The sequence below is a fragment of the Microbacterium sp. MAH-37 genome (genome assembly GCF_009758255.1).
Lineage (GTDB): Bacteria > Actinomycetota > Actinomycetes > Actinomycetales > Microbacteriaceae > Microbacterium.
Genome location: NZ_WSEN01000010.1, coordinates 392,624 through 410,520, shown reverse-complemented (window position 1 = coordinate 410,520; position 17,897 = coordinate 392,624). Strand labels below are relative to the sequence as shown.

Here is a 17,897-nt window from a genome sequence, read left to right as displayed (position 1 = left end):
ACGACCGCAACGGGGTCCTCGGCCACTTCGAAGGAGAATGCCCATGAAGATCCGATCGATTCTCGCCGCGGGTGTCGCGGCGTCGGTCGCTCTCGTTCTCGCCGGTTGCACCGGCGGCAGCGCCCCGCAGAGCGGTGGCTCGTCCGATGGTGAGATCACGGGGAAGATCACGTTCCAGACCTGGTCGCTGAAGAACGACAAGTTCACCCCGTACTTCGAAGACGTCATCGCGGCGTTCGAGAAGGAGCACAAGGGTGTGAAGGTCAACTGGATCGACCAGCCTGCCGACGGCTACGAGGACAAGATCCTGCAGCAGGCCGAGTCCGGCGAGCTGCCCGATGTCGTCAACCTGCCCCCGGAATTCGCGGCAGAACTGGCCAAGGTCGGCCAGCTGGTCGACCTGAAGAAGGACTCCGACGTGCTCGGCGACTACGTCGAGGGTGGCGTCGAGGGCTACAGCTACGACGGCCTCGAGGGCACGTACGCCTTCCCCTGGTACCTCGGCACCAACCTGAACTACTGGAACATGGAGCTGCTCGGCAAGGCCGGCATCACCGCTCCGCCCGCTGACTTCGAGACGACGCTCGACGACGCCGACAAGCTCGCCGCCGCGGGCGTGCAGACGATGTCGGACATCCCCGACGTCAAGGCCCTGCAGTGGATGGTCTCGGACATGGGTGGCGAGTACCCGTTCTACAAGGGCGGCAAGTTCGTCTTCGACACCCCCGAGGCCGAGGCGATCATCGACCGCTACGCGAAGCTCTACAAGGCGGGCGGCGTGAGCCCTGAAGCGCTTCAGGGCGCCGGCGAGGCGAACAACAACGTCAACAACTTCAACAAGGGCAGCGTGGCGTGGACCACCGCCGGCCCGAACTACATCGACAAGAACCTCGCGGTCAACGCCCCGACCCTGCTGCCGAACGTCAAGGTGAGCGGTGGCTTCGGTGACGCCCCGCTGTTCCTGCAGGGCATCGGCGTCTCGTCGCAGTCGAAGAACGCCGCGACCGCGCTGGCCTTCGCCGAGTTCGTCACGAACACGCCGAACCAGATCGAGTTCGTCAAGCTGGCCGCCGGCTTCTTCCCCGGCACCAAGGAGGCGAACGCCGACCCGTCGAAGTTCGCGGAGACCGCGCAGAACCCCGAGCAGGCCGAGGCGACGAAGTACGCGGCCGAGCAGATGGACGCAGCCCGCATCCCGGGTGCGCCGGGCTTCACCGAGGCGATGAACACCTACGCGAAGCAGCAGATCGCGCTCGCGGTCCGCGGTGACATCTCCGCGAAGGAGGCCCTGACCAAGGGTCAGGACTACGCCAACGAGAACGTCACCGAGTAAGCGGACGTGAAGCGGAGAGGGTGAGCTGATGAGAAGACAGCGCTGGTACACGCCGTACCTCCTGGTACTGCCCGGCGTGATCTGGGTCCTGGTGTTCGCACTGTGGCCGTTCCTGAACACGGTGTTCCTCGCGTTCACCGATGCTCGCCCTCTCCGCCCCGTCCAGTTCGTCGGACTGGACAACTTCGCCAAGCTCGGCACCGATGAGCGCTTCGGCTACGCACTGACGACCTCGCTCGTCTACGTCGTGGTGTGCGTGCCGCTGCTGACCTTCATCCCGCTGCTGCTGGCGCTGCTCGTGCACCGGAAGATCCCGGCGATCGGGTTCTTCCGCACGACGTTCTACTTCCCGGTGATCGCCTCGGCCGTCGTCGTCGCGATCGTCTGGGAGTTCCTCTTCTCCAGCACCGGCACGATCAACTCGGCGCTGAAGTTCTTCGGCCTCGCCGACCGGCCCATCGAGTTCCTCTCCGACCGCTGGCTGCTGATCTTCTGTGCCATCGGCCTGACCGTGTGGAAGGGCCTCGGCTACTACATGGTGGTCTACCTCGCAGCGCTCGGGAACGTCGGGCGCGAACTGCACGAGGCCGCGGCGATGGACGGCGCCGGCGCCTGGCGCCGGTTCTGGTCGGTGACCGTGCCCGGCGTGCGCGGCCCGATGATGCTCGTGTCGGTGCTGATCTGCGTGGCCGCCGTGCGCGTGTTCACCGAGCTCTACGTGCTCTCGCACGGCTCGGGCGGCCCCGGTGGCCAGTCGATGAGCATGGTCATGCTCATCCAGTCGATGGGCAAGGGCCTGAACGGGCAGATCGGCTACGCCTCGGCGATCTCGATCGTGCTGTTCCTGCTCACTCTGGTGCCGCTGCTCGTGGTCGGCATCGCGAACAACGGCGACGTCATCAAGGAGATCGCGACGAACCGTCGCGCCCGTCGCGCGATGCGCGCCGCCAAGCGCGCCGAGGAGGTGGCGGCATGAGCCTGATGGGCACCCGCGAGAACGCGGCACTGCTGGAGCAGACCGAGAACGCCGTGCGTAAGGGACGCGCCCCGCGCGAGCCCCGGCACCGCGAGAAGCCCTATCGCACCAAGGGCTCTGCCGACATCCTGAAGCCGTCGCTCGGGGGACTGGTCGGCAAGTACGCCCTGCTGCTGGTCATCTTCGTCATCATGGTGTTCCCGTTCGTGTGGCAGCTGTCCACCTCGTTCAAGGGCAACGCCGAGGACATCTACTCTTTCCCGCCCTCACTCATCCCGAGCGCGCCGAACTGGGACAACTACGCCGAGGTGTTCCGCACCATTCCGGTGCTGGACTACGCCCGCAACTCACTGCTCATCGGCGTGGGCACCGTGATCACGAACGTGATCTTCGCCACCCTGGGCGGCTACGCGCTCGGCTGCCTGAAGTTCCGCGGCAAGGGCATCGTCATGGCGATCTTCTTCTCCACCCTGCTGCTCCCCGGCGAGGTCACCCTGACCAGCCAGTACCTCACGGTCAAATCGCTGGGACTCGCGAACACCCTGTGGGGTGTGTTCCTGCCCGGCGCGATCGCGGCGATCAACGTGCTGCTGATGGCGGCCGCGTGCCGCATGATCCCGGCGGACACGCTCGACGCGGCCACCATCGACGGCGCGAACACCCTGCAGCGCCTGCGGCACATCGTCTGGCCGAACATCCGCGGCATGGTCTCGGTCGTCGCCCTGTTCGCGTTCATCGGCTCGTGGGACGAGTTCCTCTGGCCGCTCGTGGTGCTGTCCGATCCCGCGAACTACACGCTGACCGTCGGCATGGACTACCTGAACTCCACGTTCGGGCAGAATCCGCGCGTGATCGCGGCGGGCACGATGATCGCCCTGGTGCCGATCATCATCCTGTTCGCGGTGCTGCAGAAGCAGTTCTTCAAGGGCGTCGAAGAGGGCAGCGTCAAGGGATGATCTGGTCAGCCCTGCCCCAGCCCGCGAAGGCCGACCTGACCACCGGCACCTGGCGCCCGGCATCCGCGCGGGTCAGCGCTGCAGACGCAGCCTTCGCCCACGAGGCGGAGCGACTGCAGTCCGACCTCGCCGCCCTCGACATCCCCGAGGGCGGCGATGCCCGCATCCTGATCGGTCCGGCCGATCTCGTCGGTGAGGCGTACGAGATCGTCGTCGGCGACGACGTCGAGATCCGCGTCGCAACGCCGGTGGGCGCGTTCCGCGCCACCCGTCAGCTGCTGCACAACCTGCGCGCGCAGGGTGCCGTCCCGCGCGGCTCGGTCGCAGGCGTCCCGGCCGTCGCCGAGCGCGGCATCCATCTCGACGCCGCCCGCAAGTTCTACCCGGCCGCGTGGATCATCCGGATGCTGCATGACGCGGCTGACGTGGGGATCAACGTCTTCCAGTGGCATTTCTCCGAGAACGAGGGATTCCGGCTGGAATCGGCGGCATTCCCCGAGGTCGTCTCCGCCGAGCACATCACCAGGGACGAGGCGGCGCAGATCGTCGAGATCGCCCGCGACCTGCACATCGACGTGGTCCCGTCCCTGGACATGCCCGGCCACCTGAGGCAGGCGCTGGAGCAGCATCCGGATCTTCGCCTGCCGCCCGGCACGGATCCGGACGACCCGGCAGAGGCCGGGATCATCGGCACGGATCACGCACTCGACATCACCCGGCCGGAGGCGCTCGAGTTCGCGAAGCGCCTGATCGACGACATGGTGCCGGTGTTCCCGCACAGCACGAAATGGAATCTCGGCGGTGACGAGTTCGTCGCCTTCGAGCGCATCGAGGACTACCCGGCGCTGACGGATGCCGCGCACGCTCGCTACGGCGCACAGGGCACCGGCTTCGATCTGCTCACCGACTTCGTGAACGAGATCGCGGCGCACCTGCGCCGGCACGGCCTGCAGCCGCGGGTCTGGAACGACGGGATGCTGCGCAGTGCGCAGGTGCCGCTCGACCCGGAGGTCGTGCTGACCTGGTGGACCAACTGGCACGCGGGTATGCGCCCGGTGTCCGAGGCGGTCGCCGCGGGCCACCGCATCGTCAACGTGAACGACAACCTCTTCTATTACGTGCTCGGCGAGAACGCCGGCTACCGGTATCCGACCGCGGAGCGCATCTGGGAGGCGGACTGGCATCCGGGCCTCTTCCCGCGGCTGTGGGGCCCTGACGGCCAGGGCACGGTGCGGCAGGAGATCGTCGCCCCGTACCCGGAGCTGCTGCTCGGATGCTCGTTCGCGATCTGGTCCGACAAGGGCGGTCCGCAGACCGTGGAAGAGGTCGCCGCCGGCATCCGTGCGCCGCTGCGCGCCATGGCCGAGCGGGCCTGGAACGGCGGCACTGCGCTGTCGCTGTCGGAGTTCACGGCGCTGGACGCCGCCATAGACGAAGCGCGGGGCTCATAGGGGCGGGCGTGGGAACCCCCTCCACTCGAAGGAGAGATGAAGGATGAGACGAACGACAGCGGCAATGAGCATCGGAGTGCTGCTCAGCGGACTCGCCGTCTTCGGCGGCAGCTCCGCCATGGCCGACGAGGCGACGACGCAGGAAGCCGTCGGGAACACCTCTCAGTGCACCGCGGATCCGCTGGTCATGGCGTACTACCGCACCTGGCGCGACGTCACGGTGCCGCACGACGCCAACTCGAACCTGCCGTACCCGAACGTCACGAAGATGACCGATCTCCCGGCTGAGATCGACGTGGCGATGGTCTTCGACGCCGGCAAGACGGCCGACACCGACTACTGGGCGACGCTGCGTGACGAGTACGTGCCGACGCTGCACGAGCGGGGCACCCGGGTGGTCTACACGCTGTGGATCGACAAGCTCGCAGGGGCCGACATCCCCCTGACGGAGGATGCCTACCGCGAGTACGCGCAGCAGCTGGTCGACACCTACGTCACGCCGTACGGCCTCGACGGCATCGACATCGACGTGGAGTCGTACCCGACCGGTGACGGCCTGACGCGGGCGATCGGCGTGTTCAATGCGCTCGGCGAGATCATCGGACCGAAGTCGGGCAGCGACAAGCTGTTCATCTTCGACACCAACCAGACCGGCAGCACCCCGCTGTTCGAGGCGGTGTCCGACAACGTGTCGTACGTGCTGCTGCAGGCGTACGGCAGGGACGCGAGCAGGATGCAGAGCACCTGGGAGACGTTCGCGGACGACATCGCGCCGTGCCAGTTCCTGCCCGGGTTCTCCTTCCCGGAGGAGCAGGACCGCACCCACTGGGGCGATGCAGAGGGCATCTACGACTCCGCGACGGCGCCGTCGTACCTCGCGCACAAGTACGCGACGTGGCAGCCGGAGGGCGCCACGAAGGGCGGCTTCTTCGCGTACGCCGTCGACCGCGACGGCAAGGTGTGGGGCGACGACACCATCACGCCGACCTCCTTCACGTGGATGAAGAATCTCGCTGCCGTTCAGGACGACGCAGCCGGCGTCGCTCCGAAGCCGACGACGGCGACGCTCGGCGCCGACCGTGTCACGATCAGTGGCGTGGGCGCTCCGGGTGCCGAGGTCTCCGTGACGGTCGCCGGCCCTGGCCTGCGCGCATCGGATGCGACGGCGACCGTCGCTGTGGACGGCAGCTGGTCGATCACGCTCGACCGCAAGCTGACGCTGCCGCAGACCGCGACGGTCACGCAGAGGCTGGCGCACACGGGCTCCTCCGCCCCGACGAAGGTCGTCTTCCGCCCGATGGACGGCTGAGACCAGCGCGCGGACAGAGCTGTTCCCCGGGCGGGGCAACCGCCCGGGGAACGGCTCACAGGGCCCCGCCGGTAGAATCGATCACTGCCGACCAAGGAGGCGCAATGGGGCAGGAAGCCGCGAAGAAGCATCAGGACTACAACCCGGGACCGCGGGTGGGGATCACGTTCTCGACGTTCGATCTGCTGCACGCCGGGCACATCATGATGCTCGCCGAGGCCAAGCGTCAGTGCGACTACCTGATCTGCGGCCTGCAGATGGACCCGACGCTGGACCGCCCTGAGAAGAACGCGCCGACCCAGACCGTGGTCGAGCGCTACATCCAGCTGCGCGGCTGCGAGTACGTCGACGAGATCGTGCCGTACTCGACCGAGCAGGACCTCGAAGACATCCTCCGCTCCTTCAAGCTCGACGTGCGCATCGTCGGCGACGAGTACGAGAACCGTGACTTCACCGGGCGCGAGTACTGCGAAGAGGCGGGCATCGAGCTGTACTTCAACAGCCGCAACCACCGGTTCTCCAGTTCCGGCCTGCGCAAGATCGTCGCGGCCAAGGAAGCCGAGCGTCTGGCCCGCGCCTGACCAGGATCCGAGCCCGATGGGACTGCCGATCTCCGCGGAGACCGCCGCGCTGCATCCGACTGCCGCGCAGCTGCGCTGGCAGCGGGCCGGTGTCGCGGTGTTCTTCCACTTCGGGCTGAACACCTTCGCCGGAGTGGAATGGAGCGACGGCACGCTGCCGGCATCCTCCTTCGACCCGGCCGAGCTCGACGCCCGGCAGTGGGTCGCCGCGGCGAAGACCGCAGGGGCGAAGCACGTCGTGCTGACGGCCAAGCACCACGACGGGTTCTGCCTCTGGCCCACCGCGACCACCGACTACTCCGTGGCATCCAGCCCCTGGCGGGACGGGGGCGGCGACGTCGTCCGCGAGCTCGCCGACGCGTGCGTCGAGGCGGGGATGGGCTCGGGCTCTACCTCTCGCCCTGGGACCGCAACGCGGAGTGCTATCCGGATGCCGCGGCCTATGACGACTTCTACTGCGCGCAGCTCACCGAGCTGTGCACGGGGTACGGCGAGCTGGTCGAGGTGTGGTTCGACGGTGCCGGCTCGGCCGGTCGGGAGTACGACTGGGAGCGCATCACCGGCATCGTCCGCGCGCACCAGCCGGGCGCGGTGGTCTTCAACATGGGCGACCCTGACATCCGCTGGGTGGGCAACGAAGACGGCCTGGCCGAGGACCCGGTGCTGTACGTCTCGGACTGGACCCCGAACGACGTGCACACCGAGGCAGTGCTCGGGTTCGAGCCCCGTTACCTGCCGCCGGAGTGCGACGTGTCACTGCGGCACGGCTGGTTCTGGCACCCGTTCGACGAGCCGAAGTCGCTCGAGCATCTGCTCGGCATCCACTACCGGTCCGTCGGCCTCGGCGCGAACCTTCTGCTGAACGTGCCGCCGACGAGGGACGGCCTGATCGACACGGCCGATCTCGCCGTGCTGGAGGAGTACTCGACGGAGCTCGCGCGCCGGTTCGGCGCGCCGTTCGAGGCGCGCCTCGCGCAGACGGATGCCGGGATCTGGGAGGTCTCGTTCGCCGGGGACGTCGAGATCGACCATCTCGAACTCGCGGAAGTCCTGGATGCCGGGCAGCGGATCTCCCACCACCGCGTGCTCGTCGACGGCGTCATCGTCGCCGAGGGGCGGACCGTCGGCATCCGTCGCGTGCATGCCTTCCCGGCGCGCACGGTGCGCTCTCTGCGGATCGAGCTGGACGGCCCGTCGCCGGCGCTCGCCGCGGTGCGGGCGTACCGCACCGGCGTGGAGACCGCGCCCGTCGTCCCGTCCGTCGAGGACTATCGTGCTCCCGAGGCCGACATCATCGTGATGTGATCGCGTCGGCGGCGGTCAGGCGACCACGACCCGGCCCAGCGACCGGGTGTAGTCCTCCTTGATGACGTCGAGGTGGGTCCAGCTCTCCAGCCCGCCGACCTGGGGGAGCGCGCGGATCTCCTCCAGGACGGTGAGCACGCCCGCGGTCGACGAGCCGCCGATGGTGGCGATGAAGTCGTAGCTGCCATGCGACCCCGCAGCGAAGTCGATGACCGGCGAGTCGAGGATGTACTGCCGCACCGGGTCGGCGTCGTCGCTCACGGTGATGCCGACACCCACTGCGACACGGTTGCGGGAGAGGCCGCCCGAGGGGATCGCCGAGATGCGGATGACGCCCGCGTCGATGAGCCTCCGCACCCGCGAGCGCGCGGAGGAGGGCGAGAGGTGCACGGCGTCGGCGAGCGCCCGGTAGCTCTCCCTCCCGTCGTGCTGCAGCGCGGCGATCAGGCGATGATCGAGGTCGTCCAGGGTGATCTCGGTGCGGGAATCGGCGACGAAGAAGCCCCGGAGCACCTCTGCGTACGTGGTGACCCTGACCTGCCGCACGGCGGGGATGCGGCGCACCCGGTCGAGCATCTCGTGCAGACGGGCGTCGTCACCGTGCCGTGACTCGAACACGAGGGGGTGCGCCCCGCTCACCATCGAGACGAAGACGGCGTCGTCGATCCGCGCGATCTCCTCGGCCACCGGGCGGGCGGGACCCGTCACGCTCACCATCCCGTGGACCAGCACGTGGTGACCGGCGAAGCCGGGATCGAGCGCCGCCACCACCCGCAGCCCGTCGCGCTCGGTCAGCCGGCGCAGCCGCTGTGAGACGTAGTCGCGGGACGTGCCGAGCAGTTCGGAGAGGTCCTGGATGCTGGCGCGGCCGTCCTTCTGGAGGGCGTGGATGAGCCGGCCGTCCAGGTCGTCAGGATCGCGATCCACCCACCGCGACGTGGTGGTCTCCACGCTCATGAGAACCCCCTGATGTCGGTCTCCGTCGCAACGGGCGAATTAGCCGGATCTGCGAGGCACCGGCCGCAGATCGTCGGTGATAGACGCGATTCTATCGGCGCATGTCGCCCGAGCGCGATCGTCAGTCCGCAGATCGACGGCCGCGACCACTGTTCGAGCGAGCATCTGCGCGAGAACCGGCCTATAGTCGGCACAGCCCGAAGGACTTTTACCCTCACCCCCACAGAGCAAAGGAGCCCTGTATGTCCGCCTCAACCGCCTCTCTGCAGGCACCGTCGCATCGCCGCGCACTCCGCGCCGGCTTCGCCGCGATGGCCGGCACGTCGATCGAGTGGTACGACTTCTACGTCTACGCGACCGCCGCAGCCCTCGTCTTCCCGCAGGTGTTCTTCCCCGAGGTCGACCGGGTGCTCGGCACCCTGGCCTCGTTCGGCACCTACGCGGTCGCATTCTTCATGCGCCCTCTGGGCGGCATCATCTTCGGCCACATCGGCGACAAGTTCGGCCGCAAGCCCGCGCTCACCGTCACCCTGCTGATGATGGGCATCGCGACAGTGCTGGTCGGCTGCCTGCCGGGCTACGCCTCCATCGGCATCGCCGCACCGATCCTGCTCGTGCTCCTGCGCATGGTGCAGGGCCTTGCGGTCGGCGGCGAGTGGGGCGGCGCCAGCCTGATGGCGGTCGAGAGCGCACCGCCGAAGTACAAGGTCTTCTACGGCGGCTTCACCCAGGTCGGCAACCCGCTCGGGGCCATGCTCGCGACCGGCGCCTTCTGGGCCCTCTCCGCTGCAGGCGACGACGCCCTGATCGCCTGGGGATGGCGCATCCCGTTCCTGGCCAGCATCGTGTTGATCGGCGTCGGCTTCTGGGTGCGCTACCGGGTCGAGGAGACACCCGTCTTCGAGGCCAAGATCGAGGGCCACAAGCAGTCCACGCCGATCGTCTTCGCGATCCGGAACAACTGGTGGCCCATGCTGCTCGGCTTCTGCATCATCGCGATGTCGTCCGGCGGCTATGTGATCGCGACGACCTTCGTGCAGAACTTCGCCACCGCGCCCGACGTGGGGCTCGACTACCAGGTCATCCTCGGCGCGATGACCGTCGCCTCCCTCGTCGAGATGATCATCACGCTTCCGCTGGCCTGGCTCGGCGACAAGTGGGGCAGCAAGACCCTCATCTACCTGGGTGCTGTCGGCTCGATCCTGGTGTTCGTGCCTCTCGTGCTCGTCATCCAGGGCCACCAGGTCGCGATGATCTACCTGCTGGCCTCGTTGCTGCGCATCACGCTCAGCGGCGCCTGGGCCCCGCTGTCCACGCTGATGGCGCAGATGTTCCGGCCGCAGGCGCGGTACACGTCCATGTCGCTCTCGTACGGCATCGGCGCGGCGGTCTGGGGCGGGCTCTCGCCGGTGATCGCGACGGCGCTGATCGCCGCCACCGGCACCTTCTGGTCGGCCGTGGTGTTCTTCGCCGTGCTGTGCCTGCTCGCGGTGTTCGGCGCGTACTTCGCCCCGCAGCACTCCGACAACGCCCCGGTCACCGAATCCCTGATCGCACGCGGCACCACCGCCATCCCCACCTCGAAGGACTGAACGATGCGCCGACTGGCCACCTACGACTCCCGCGACGCGGCCGCGACGATCATCACCGCGAAGACCGTCCGCACCGTCGACGAGCAGCGCCCGCAGGCCGAGGCGATGCTCACAGCCGGCGGCCGGATCCTCGCGGTGGGCTCGATCGCCGAGGTCGAGTCCGCGGCCGAGGCGGCCGGTCTGGATCCGGTGCGGATCGACCGTCCTGACGCGACGATCGTGCCCGGCTTCATCGATGCGCACGCGCACCCGCTGATGTACGGGCAGATGCTCACCTGGGTCGACATCGGCCCGGACAAGGCCGGCTCCATCCCCGAGATCGTCGAGCTCATGCGTGAGCGGGCGGCGACGCTGCCGGAGGGGGCGCCGCTGCGCGGCTACGGTTACGAGCAGCGCAACCTCGCCGAGCAGCGGCACCCCACCCGGCACGAACTCGACCAGGTCGCCACCGACCGCGAGGTGTACATCATGAACGCCTCGGGCCACGGTGGCGTGGTGAACAGCTTCACGCTGGAGAAGTACGGCATCGCCCGCGACACACCGAATCCCGAGGGCGGCGAGTTCTTCCGCGACGAGGACGGCGAGCTGACCGGTGAGCTGTCGGATGCCGCGTGCAACGTGCTCACCGGACTGCACGGCGTGAAGGTCGGCCACCACGGCCCGAACTTCCACCTCGGCGACGAGCCGGCCGAGCACCAGCGGCAGCTCGACGCCGTGCAGCAGGAGTTCCTCGCCGGGGGCGTCACGACGATCGGTGACGCCCAGGTGTCGCAGCGCGAGTTCGCCGCGTACCTGGCTCTCGCCGACCGCGGCGCCCTCGACCTGCGGGTCTCGATGTACTTCCTCTCGCACCTGCTCGACCAGGTGATCGACCTCGGCCTGACCGGGCCGTTCGGCAACGCCTTCCTCTCCGCCGCCGGCGTCAAGCTCTACGCCGACGGCACACTCGGCGGCTGGACGGCCTACTTCCCCGAGGGGTACGTGGGTGATCCGTGCCGCACCGGGCAGCTCTACCACCAGCCGGAGGAGTACGCCGGCCTGGTGAAGAAGGCGCATCTGGCGGGCCTGCAGACCGCCACGCACGCGCAGTCGCCCACCGCCATCAAGATGGTCGTCGACGCGGTGGAGGCGGCACTCGCCGAGCGTCCCGACGGGGACGCTCGGCACCGCATCGAGCACTGCGGCCTGCCCGATCCGGCGGAGATCGCGCGGATGGCCGAGCTCGGCATCCGTCCCGTGAACCAGACCCAGCACTACTACAACTGGGGCGAGGGCGTGGAGCAGGCGATCGGCACACCCGGCGAGCGGTTCAACCCGCTCGGTGAGTTCCTCACCGCCGGCGTGCCCGTCACGATCTCGTCGGATGCCCCGGTCGCCGAGCCTCGCCCGCTCGAGGCCATCCAGGCGGCCGTGACCCGCGTCACCCGGCGCGGGCACAAGCTGGGACCAGACTCGCTGCGGATCAGCGCCGAGGCAGCCCTGCGCGGACACACGCTCGAGGGCGCCGCCTCGCTCGGCCGTGACGATGAGCTGGGCTCGCTGACGCCGGGCAAGCGTGCCGACTTCGTCGTCCTCGGCGCAGACCCGCTCGAGACCGAGGGGGAGCGGATCGCCGACATCCCGGTGCTCGAGACCTGGGTGGACGGCGTTGTGAAGCATCAGGTCCAGGAAGGATGAGCGGCATGCAGACCGTCGCGAAGCGCACCACCGGCTGGGTGGTCATGGAGGCCCTGCGGGGCTACGGCATCGACACGGTGTTCGGGATCCCCGGCACCCACAATCTGGAGTTCTACCGGCCGCTGCCGTCGCTCGGGATCCGTCCGGTGACCACCCGGCACGAGCAGGGCGCCGGCTACGGCGCCGACGGCTGGTCGCTGCAGACCGGGATGCCCGGCGTCGTCGTGACCACGAGCGGCCCTGGCCTGCTGAACGCGCTGTCGGCGGCGGGCACCGCCTACTGCGAGTCGAGGCCGATGATCATCCTCTCGCCCGGGCCCGCGCGCGGTAGCGAGTTCGCCGACGTCGGCACGCTGCACGAGACCAAGGACCAGCTGGCCGCGGCATCCGCCGTGGTCGAGTGGGGCCGCCGCGTCGCCTCCGCCGCCGAAGCGGTGGCGGCCGTGCACGACGCCTTCGAACTGTTCGCCACCGGACGCCCGCGACCGGTGTACATCGAGGTGCCGCTGGACCTGCTCGAGGAGGAGGCCGAGGGGATCACCCCCGACGACCTCGCGGCCCGGGTGTTCCCGCCCGCCGCCGCTCCGTCCGACGATGCCGTCACCGAGGCCGCCCGGCTGCTGAACGCGGCATCCGACCCCGTCATCCTCGCGGGAGGCGGGTCACGGCGCGCAGGTGCGGTCCTGCGGGCCGTGGCCGAGCGCCTCGGCGCGCCGGTGGTCACGACCGCGAACGCGAAGGGCGTGCTCGACGAGCACCACCCCCTCTCGCTCGGCGCCAACCTGCGGCTGGCCGCCGCGCGCAACCGCGCCCGCGACGCCGACGTGCTGCTCGTGGTCGGCTCCAAGCTCGGCGAGGCCGAGCTGTGGGTCGACCGGCTCGACGCGCAGGGCACCGTCATCCGCATCGACCTGCTCGCCTCGCAGATCGACAAGAACCAGAAGGCCGATGTCGGCATCGTGGGCGACGCCGCGGCAGCCCTCTCCGCCCTGCTCACTGAGCTGGGGGACGGGGCCCCGCGGACCGGCGGCCGCGTCGCCGAGACCCTCGAGGCCGTGCGCGCCGAGGTGCACGAGCTGTCGCCGGTGAACGCGGCGCTCGGCGAGGCCATCGCCGCCGCCCTGCCCGCCGATGCGATCGTCGCCACCGACTCGTCGCAGATCGCGTACTGGGGTCTGATGAACGTGCTGCGGGTGCCGAAGCCGAACTCCATGCCGTACATGGCGACGTACGCGACCCTCGGTTATTCGCTGCCCGCCGCCCTCGGGGCGCGGCTCGGAGACCCGGGCCGCCCCGCGTTCGCGGTGACGGGCGACGGCGCGCTGATGTTCTCGCTGCAGGAGATGATCACCGTCGTCGAACAGCGCCTCGACGTCACCGTGATCGTCGTCGACAACGGCGGCTACGCCGAGATCCGCCAGAACGAGGCGGATGCCGGGATCGCGCCGATCGGCGTCGACCTGGTGCAGCCCGACTGGGCCGCGCTCGGCACCGCGTTCGGCGGCACGGGGCGTCACGTCGCCTCAGCCGCAGAACTCGTCGAGGCCGTGCAGCAGGCGCAGGCCGACGGCGGCCTGCAGGTCATCCACCTCGACCAGTCCACCTTCGCCCTCTGAGACAGGAACACCCATGAGCAGCACACCGATCGGGCCGGCGGACGCCTCGAAGACCCCGCGCTACGCGGGCCTGTCCACCTTCGCCCGCCTGCCTCGCATCGAGGATGTCGGCGACACGGACATCGCCGTGGTCGGCATCCCGTTCGACAGCGGCGTCAGCTTCCGCCCCGGCGCCCGGTTCGGCCCGGAGCACGTGCGCGCGTCCAGCCGCCTGCTGCGGCCGTACAACCCGGCGCAGGACTTCTCCGGCTGGGAGGCTGTGCAGATGGCGGATGCCGGCGACATCGCCGCGAACCCGTTCAACATCCACACCGCCGTCGAGCAGATCGCCGAGGCCGCGACGGAGCTCGGAGAACGCGTCGACCGGATCCTCTCGATAGGCGGCGACCACACGATCGCCTACCCGCTGCTCAAGGCGATCAGCGCCAAGCACGGTCCCGTCGCCGTGGTGCACTTCGACGCGCACCTCGACACCTGGGACACGTACTTCGACGAGCCGATCACGCACGGCACGCCGTTCCGCCGCGCCTCCGAGGACGGCTTCATCGACCGCACCGCGTCGATGCACGTCGGCACCCGCGGCCCGCTGTACGGCAAGGGCGATCTCGAGGACGACGAGCGCTTGGGCTTCTCGATCATCACCAGCGAGTACGTGGAGGAGCACGGCGTGCCCGCGGCGATGGAGCGCCTGCGACAGCGCATCGGCGACAGGCCGCTCTACGTGTCGGTGGACATCGACGTGCTCGACCCTGCTCACGCGCCCGGAACCGGCACCCCCGAGGCGGGCGGACTCACCAGCAGGGAGCTGCTGCGCATCATCCGCGGCCTGGCCGATCTGAACATCGTCGGCGCCGACGTCGTGGAGGTCGCTCCGGCCTACGACCACGCGCAGATCACCGGCATCGCCGCCAGCCACGTGTCCTACGAGATCCTCACCGCCATGGCGCGCGCGATCGTGCGCGGACGCGGCGAATGAGTTCCGGGAGAGAAAAGCAGATGACCACCGCACGACCGCTCGCCGTCTACACCGATGTCGAGGACACGGATCCCGCGCCCGGGATCGCGCTGCTCGAGGCGCACGGCTTCGAGGTGCGTGTGCTCGGAACGCGTGATGCCCAGGAGATCGTCGAGGGCGCGCGCGACGCCGTCGCGCTGCTGCCCGGCTACGCCTCCGTCACGCGCGAGATGATCGAGCAGCTGCCGAACCTCGAGATCATCGCCCTGATGTCGATGGGCTTCGACTACGTCGACCTCGACGCCGCCACCGAGCACGGGGTGTGGGTGACGAACGTGCCGGGCGCCGCGACCGAGGAGGTCGCGACCCATGCGCTGGCGATCATGCTGCACAGCCTGCGCCAGCTGCGCTTCTATCTCGCCAGCGCGAACCCCGCGGACTGGAACGAGAGGGCGCCGAAGGCGCCGCCGCGGCTGAGCGAGAGGACGCTCGGGGTCATCGGCCTCGGAAAGATCGGCCGCGAGCTCGTCCGTCAGGCGGGACCGCTGTTCGGCCGGGTGCTGGGCTACGACCCGCTGATGCCGGACACCGCGGAGGTGCGGGCCGACCTCGACGCGCTCGGCGTGCGGCGCACGAGCCTCGAAGAGGTGCGGGGTGCCTCCGACGTGCTGTCGCTGCACCTGCCGCTCACGCCCGAGACCGAGCACATGGTCGACGCGGAGTTCCTCGCCGGGATGCCACAGGGGTCGCTGCTGGTGAACGTGTCCCGCGGTGCGCTCATCGACGACGACGCGCTCGCCGCATCGCTCGACGCCGGGCATCTCGGCGGCGCCGCCCTGGACGTGCTCGCCACCGAGCCACCGCAGCCTGGCCATCCGCTCGTCGGCCGCGACGACGTCGTGCTGACGCCGCACATCGCCTACTTCTCGGAGCGCACCGAGATCGAGTACGTGCGCATCCAGGCGCAGAACGCGGTGACGCTGCGCGAGACGGGCGCGCCGGACTCGCCGGTCAACCACCCGGAGGACGCCCGCGTCAGCCGGTGACGGTGATCACGGCCTGTTCGCTGCCGCCGTCCTCCGCCCAGCGCAGGGACGCGGTGAGGATGTCGCGCAGCACGTCGAGGTCGACCTCCTCGAGGTCCTTGATGTACAGGCATCCGACGCCAGTGGAGTGCGGGCCGAGGCGGGCGAGGTCGTCTGCGTGCGCCGTGGTCGACTCCAGGTAGATCGTCGACGCCGTCTTGCGCGGCGCGAACGCGAGCAGAGGCATGTCGCCCTCGGTGCCGGTCGGATAGCGGTAGTGACAGCCGCCGAAGCCGACGATCGTGCCCCACAGCTCGGGTTCGCGGCCGGAGATCTCCTGCAGCAGAGCCGTCAGCGTCTCGGCATCCCTCCGCCGCTTCACCGGGGTGACGCCCGCGACGAAGGTCGCGACGCTGCCGCCGGTCGGTCTCACTTCGCGGCCTTGGCGGCGGCCTTCATCGCGCGCTTGTGCTCGCGCACCTTGGTCAGCGACTCGGGCGAGACGATGTCGGCGACGCTGCGGAACGAGCCGTCCTCGCCGTACGGGGCGGATGCCTCGCGCCAGCCCTCACCGGTGAACCCGTACTGCTTGCCCAGCAGCGCCAGGAAGATCTTCGCCTTCTGCTCGCCGAATCCGGGCAGGGCCTTGAGCCGCTTCAGCACCGTGGGGCCGTCTGGCCCGGTTCCTGAGCCCGACGAAGGGGCAGTCCACAGCGCCGACGCGTCGCCGCCCCAGTCGTCGACCAGCGTCTGGCAGAGCGACTGCACGCGCGTCGCCATCGAGCCGGGGAAGCGGTGCACGGAGGGGGACTGCTTGAACGCGGCGAGGAAGTCGTCGGGATCCATCGACGCGATCGTCGCCGCATCCGCGGCTCCCGTGCGCTGCTCGATCTTGAGCGGACCGGCGAACGCGGTCTCCATCGCGACCTGCTGATCCAGCAGCATCCCCACCAGCAGGGCGAGCGGGTTGTCGGTCAGCAGTTCGTCTGCGGCGGTGTCTCCGGTGATGTGAAGGGCCATGCCCTCAGTATCGCAGGGCCGCCGCGGTATCTCAGGGCCATCTCAGCGCGCCCGAGGGTGTCAGGAAGGCCACGAGCGCGGCGATGACGAGTGCGATCGCGATCACCGTCGAGAGCAGCCCGATGACGATGCCGTGCCAGCGCGAGCGCTTCAGGAACAACCCGTTGAGCAGCGCCCCGATCGCCACCGTGACGAGCAGTGCGGGAAGCCCGAAGAGGAAGCCGAACAGCAGCAGGCCGTCGTGCGGAGAGGGGGTGCAGCCGAACCCGATACCCGTGCACGAGCCGTCCGCGTGCACCGTCGGCGCGGCGTTCACGGCGATCGCGAACGCGACGATGGGAAGGGCGAGGAGGACGAGCATCGTGAGGAACGCCGTCAGACCGCGATGGCTCGGCCCGGTTCGCTGCGCTTCCGATGCGTCCATGGTCATCGCCCACTATGAGCACGCGTGTGGGGAGCGAGTCAAGCCTGCATCCCAGGGGTTCCGTCGGGAGTGCCTGCGCGAGAGGATCGTCGGGACGAGAGGAGCGCGACCATGGGCCGACTCATCTACTCGATGATCACCTCGCTGGACGGATATGCGGAGGCGGAGGAGGGCGGGCTCGGCAGGGCGGCCGACGACCCCGAGGTGCACACGTTCGTGAACGACCTGTTCCGTCCGGTGGGCACGTACCTGTACGGGCGGCGGATGTACGAGACGATGGTGTTCTGGGAGACGGTCGAACCAGGCCCGGACGTGCCGGCGCACATCCTGCAGTACGCCGAGGACTGGCGGGCAGCCCAGAAGGTGGTCTATTCGACGACGCTGCCCGCGCCGTCGAGCGATCGCACCCGCATCGAGCGGTCCTTCGACCCGGATGCGGTGCGGCGCCTCAAGGAGGCGTCCGATCACGACCTCACGGTGGACGGTCCGAACCTCGCCGCACAGGCGATCCGCGCCGGATTGGTCGACGACTACCACCTCTTCATCACGACCAGCGTCGTCGGTGGCGGCAAGAGGTTCTTCCCCGACGGCGTGCGGCTCGACCTGGACCTGGTCGAAGAGCGCTCGTTCTCGGACAGCGGCGTGCTCTACGCGCGCTATCGGGCGCGGGCCTAGCCTGCGGCATCCGTTCAGATCGCAGTTCGTCCCGCTCTCAGCGCG

The 17,897-nt window shown here is 69.2% G+C and carries 17 protein-coding genes and 1 pseudogene; 14 read left to right on the top strand and 4 right to left on the bottom strand.

What is annotated here, in order from left to right:
• Nucleotides 1-43 precede the first annotated feature (43 nt).
• From GON06_RS16125 to GON06_RS16095, 8 genes and pseudogenes are all read left to right on the top strand, one after another.
• Nucleotides 44-1,333: an ABC transporter substrate-binding protein gene (locus tag GON06_RS16125; RefSeq protein WP_157313337.1), complete on the top strand. Its 1,290-nt coding sequence runs from the start codon at nucleotides 44-46 to the stop codon at nucleotides 1,331-1,333.
• A 28-nt stretch (nucleotides 1,334-1,361) separates the two neighbouring features.
• Nucleotides 1,362-2,309 carry a carbohydrate ABC transporter permease gene (locus GON06_RS16120; protein WP_157313336.1) on the top strand — a complete coding sequence of 316 codons (948 nt, stop codon included), beginning with the start codon at nucleotides 1,362-1,364 and terminating at the stop codon, nucleotides 2,307-2,309.
• A complete protein-coding gene (locus GON06_RS16115) occupies nucleotides 2,306-3,265 on the top strand; it encodes a carbohydrate ABC transporter permease (protein ID WP_232528514.1) in 960 nt (319 codons plus the stop codon). Before GON06_RS16120 ends, GON06_RS16115 begins: the two co-directional genes overlap by 4 nt.
• Nucleotides 3,262-4,716, top strand: a complete 1,455-nt coding sequence (locus GON06_RS16110; RefSeq protein WP_157313335.1) for a family 20 glycosylhydrolase — start codon at nucleotides 3,262-3,264, stop codon at nucleotides 4,714-4,716. The genes GON06_RS16115 and GON06_RS16110 overlap by 4 nt, the downstream gene beginning before the upstream one ends.
• A gap of 64 nt (nucleotides 4,717-4,780) precedes the next feature.
• On the top strand, nucleotides 4,781-6,025 hold the full coding sequence (locus tag GON06_RS16105; protein WP_198346734.1) for an EndoS/ChiA family endoglycosidase: 1,245 nt from the start codon (nucleotides 4,781-4,783) through the stop codon (nucleotides 6,023-6,025).
• Nucleotides 6,026-6,129: 104 nt separating this feature from the next.
• Nucleotides 6,130-6,606, top strand: coding sequence for an adenylyltransferase/cytidyltransferase family protein (locus tag GON06_RS16100; protein WP_157313334.1), 477 nt, complete (start codon nucleotides 6,130-6,132; stop codon nucleotides 6,604-6,606).
• A gap of 16 nt (nucleotides 6,607-6,622) precedes the next feature.
• A pseudogene (locus tag GON06_RS19000) lies at nucleotides 6,623-6,931 on the top strand (alpha-L-fucosidase); the annotation flags it as partial.
• Nucleotides 6,932-6,966: 35 nt separating this feature from the next.
• Complete coding sequence (locus GON06_RS16095) at nucleotides 6,967-7,911, top strand: alpha-L-fucosidase (RefSeq protein ID WP_332837639.1); 945 nt, start codon at nucleotides 6,967-6,969, stop codon at nucleotides 7,909-7,911.
• 15 nt (nucleotides 7,912-7,926) lie between these two features.
• Here the strand turns inward: GON06_RS16095 and GON06_RS16090 are convergent, their stop codons facing one another.
• A complete protein-coding gene (locus tag GON06_RS16090; protein WP_157313333.1) occupies nucleotides 7,927-8,868 on the bottom strand; it encodes an Lrp/AsnC family transcriptional regulator in 942 nt (313 codons plus the stop codon).
• A gap of 242 nt (nucleotides 8,869-9,110) precedes the next feature.
• Here GON06_RS16090 and GON06_RS16085 point away from each other — a divergent pair, with 242 nt between their 5' ends.
• From GON06_RS16085 to GON06_RS16065, 5 genes are read left to right on the top strand one after another with little or no spacing between them, the layout of a single operon-like run.
• The gene (locus GON06_RS16085) at nucleotides 9,111-10,460 is read left to right on the top strand and encodes an MFS transporter (protein ID WP_157313332.1); all 1,350 of its coding nucleotides are present in this window, start codon (nucleotides 9,111-9,113) and stop codon (nucleotides 10,458-10,460) included.
• 3 nt (nucleotides 10,461-10,463) lie between these two features.
• The gene (locus GON06_RS16080; protein WP_157313331.1) at nucleotides 10,464-12,137 is read left to right on the top strand and encodes an amidohydrolase; all 1,674 of its coding nucleotides are present in this window, start codon (nucleotides 10,464-10,466) and stop codon (nucleotides 12,135-12,137) included.
• Nucleotides 12,134-13,753 carry a thiamine pyrophosphate-binding protein gene (locus tag GON06_RS16075; RefSeq protein ID WP_157313330.1) on the top strand — a complete coding sequence of 540 codons (1,620 nt, stop codon included), beginning with the start codon at nucleotides 12,134-12,136 and terminating at the stop codon, nucleotides 13,751-13,753. Before GON06_RS16080 ends, GON06_RS16075 begins: the two co-directional genes overlap by 4 nt.
• Nucleotides 13,754-13,766: 13 nt before the next feature.
• Nucleotides 13,767-14,729 carry an agmatinase gene (gene speB / locus GON06_RS16070; RefSeq protein WP_157313329.1) on the top strand — a complete coding sequence of 321 codons (963 nt, stop codon included), beginning with the start codon at nucleotides 13,767-13,769 and terminating at the stop codon, nucleotides 14,727-14,729.
• Between the two features lie 20 nt (nucleotides 14,730-14,749).
• Nucleotides 14,750-15,754 carry a C-terminal binding protein gene (locus GON06_RS16065; protein WP_157313328.1) on the top strand — a complete coding sequence of 335 codons (1,005 nt, stop codon included), beginning with the start codon at nucleotides 14,750-14,752 and terminating at the stop codon, nucleotides 15,752-15,754.
• Here GON06_RS16065 and GON06_RS16060 read toward each other — a convergent pair.
• The 3 genes from GON06_RS16060 to GON06_RS16050 are packed head-to-tail and all read right to left on the bottom strand — an operon-like array spanning nucleotide 15,744 to nucleotide 17,177.
• Nucleotides 15,744-16,166 carry a DUF1801 domain-containing protein gene (locus GON06_RS16060; protein ID WP_332837637.1) on the bottom strand — a complete coding sequence of 141 codons (423 nt, stop codon included), beginning with the start codon at nucleotides 16,164-16,166 and terminating at the stop codon, nucleotides 15,744-15,746. The two genes, GON06_RS16065 and GON06_RS16060, sit on opposite strands and share 11 nt — an antisense overlap.
• On the bottom strand, nucleotides 16,163-16,753 hold the full coding sequence (locus tag GON06_RS16055) for an HhH-GPD-type base excision DNA repair protein (RefSeq protein ID WP_157313327.1): 591 nt from the start codon (nucleotides 16,751-16,753) through the stop codon (nucleotides 16,163-16,165). The genes GON06_RS16060 and GON06_RS16055 overlap by 4 nt, the downstream gene beginning before the upstream one ends.
• A 31-nt stretch (nucleotides 16,754-16,784) precedes the next feature.
• Nucleotides 16,785-17,177 (bottom strand): hypothetical protein, encoded by a 393-nt coding sequence (locus GON06_RS16050; RefSeq protein WP_157313326.1) that lies wholly within the window; start codon nucleotides 17,175-17,177, stop codon nucleotides 16,785-16,787.
• A gap of 111 nt (nucleotides 17,178-17,288) precedes the next feature.
• On the opposite strand from GON06_RS16050, the gene GON06_RS16045 reads away from it, so the two are divergent.
• Nucleotides 17,289-17,852, top strand: a complete 564-nt coding sequence (locus GON06_RS16045; RefSeq protein ID WP_157313325.1) for a dihydrofolate reductase family protein — start codon at nucleotides 17,289-17,291, stop codon at nucleotides 17,850-17,852.
• Nucleotides 17,853-17,897: the final 45 nt, after the last annotated feature.

Excerpts from the sequence above, each read along its gene's own strand:
- GON06_RS16125 (WP_157313337.1), top strand. The coding sequence starts at position 44 with ATGAAGATCCGATCGATTCTCGCCGCGGGTGTCGCGGCGTCGGTCGCT.
- GON06_RS16120 (WP_157313336.1), top strand. The coding sequence starts at position 1,362 with ATGAGAAGACAGCGCTGGTACACGCCGTACCTCCTGGTACTGCCCGGC.
- GON06_RS16115 (WP_232528514.1), top strand. The coding sequence starts at position 2,306 with ATGAGCCTGATGGGCACCCGCGAGAACGCGGCACTGCTGGAGCAGACC.
- GON06_RS16110 (WP_157313335.1), top strand. The coding sequence starts at position 3,262 with ATGATCTGGTCAGCCCTGCCCCAGCCCGCGAAGGCCGACCTGACCACC.
- GON06_RS16105 (WP_198346734.1), top strand. The coding sequence starts at position 4,781 with ATGAGCATCGGAGTGCTGCTCAGCGGACTCGCCGTCTTCGGCGGCAGC.
- GON06_RS16100 (WP_157313334.1), top strand. The coding sequence starts at position 6,130 with ATGGGGCAGGAAGCCGCGAAGAAGCATCAGGACTACAACCCGGGACCG.
- GON06_RS16090 (WP_157313333.1), bottom strand. The coding sequence starts at position 8,868 with ATGAGCGTGGAGACCACCACGTCGCGGTGGGTGGATCGCGATCCTGAC.
- GON06_RS16085 (WP_157313332.1), top strand. The coding sequence starts at position 9,111 with ATGTCCGCCTCAACCGCCTCTCTGCAGGCACCGTCGCATCGCCGCGCA.
- GON06_RS16080 (WP_157313331.1), top strand. The coding sequence starts at position 10,464 with ATGCGCCGACTGGCCACCTACGACTCCCGCGACGCGGCCGCGACGATC.
- GON06_RS16075 (WP_157313330.1), top strand. The coding sequence starts at position 12,134 with ATGAGCGGCATGCAGACCGTCGCGAAGCGCACCACCGGCTGGGTGGTC.
- speB (WP_157313329.1), top strand. The coding sequence starts at position 13,767 with ATGAGCAGCACACCGATCGGGCCGGCGGACGCCTCGAAGACCCCGCGC.
- GON06_RS16065 (WP_157313328.1), top strand. The coding sequence starts at position 14,750 with ATGACCACCGCACGACCGCTCGCCGTCTACACCGATGTCGAGGACACG.
- GON06_RS16055 (WP_157313327.1), bottom strand. The coding sequence starts at position 16,753 with ATGGCCCTTCACATCACCGGAGACACCGCCGCAGACGAACTGCTGACC.
- GON06_RS16050 (WP_157313326.1), bottom strand. The coding sequence starts at position 17,177 with ATGGACGCATCGGAAGCGCAGCGAACCGGGCCGAGCCATCGCGGTCTG.
- GON06_RS16045 (WP_157313325.1), top strand. The coding sequence starts at position 17,289 with ATGGGCCGACTCATCTACTCGATGATCACCTCGCTGGACGGATATGCG.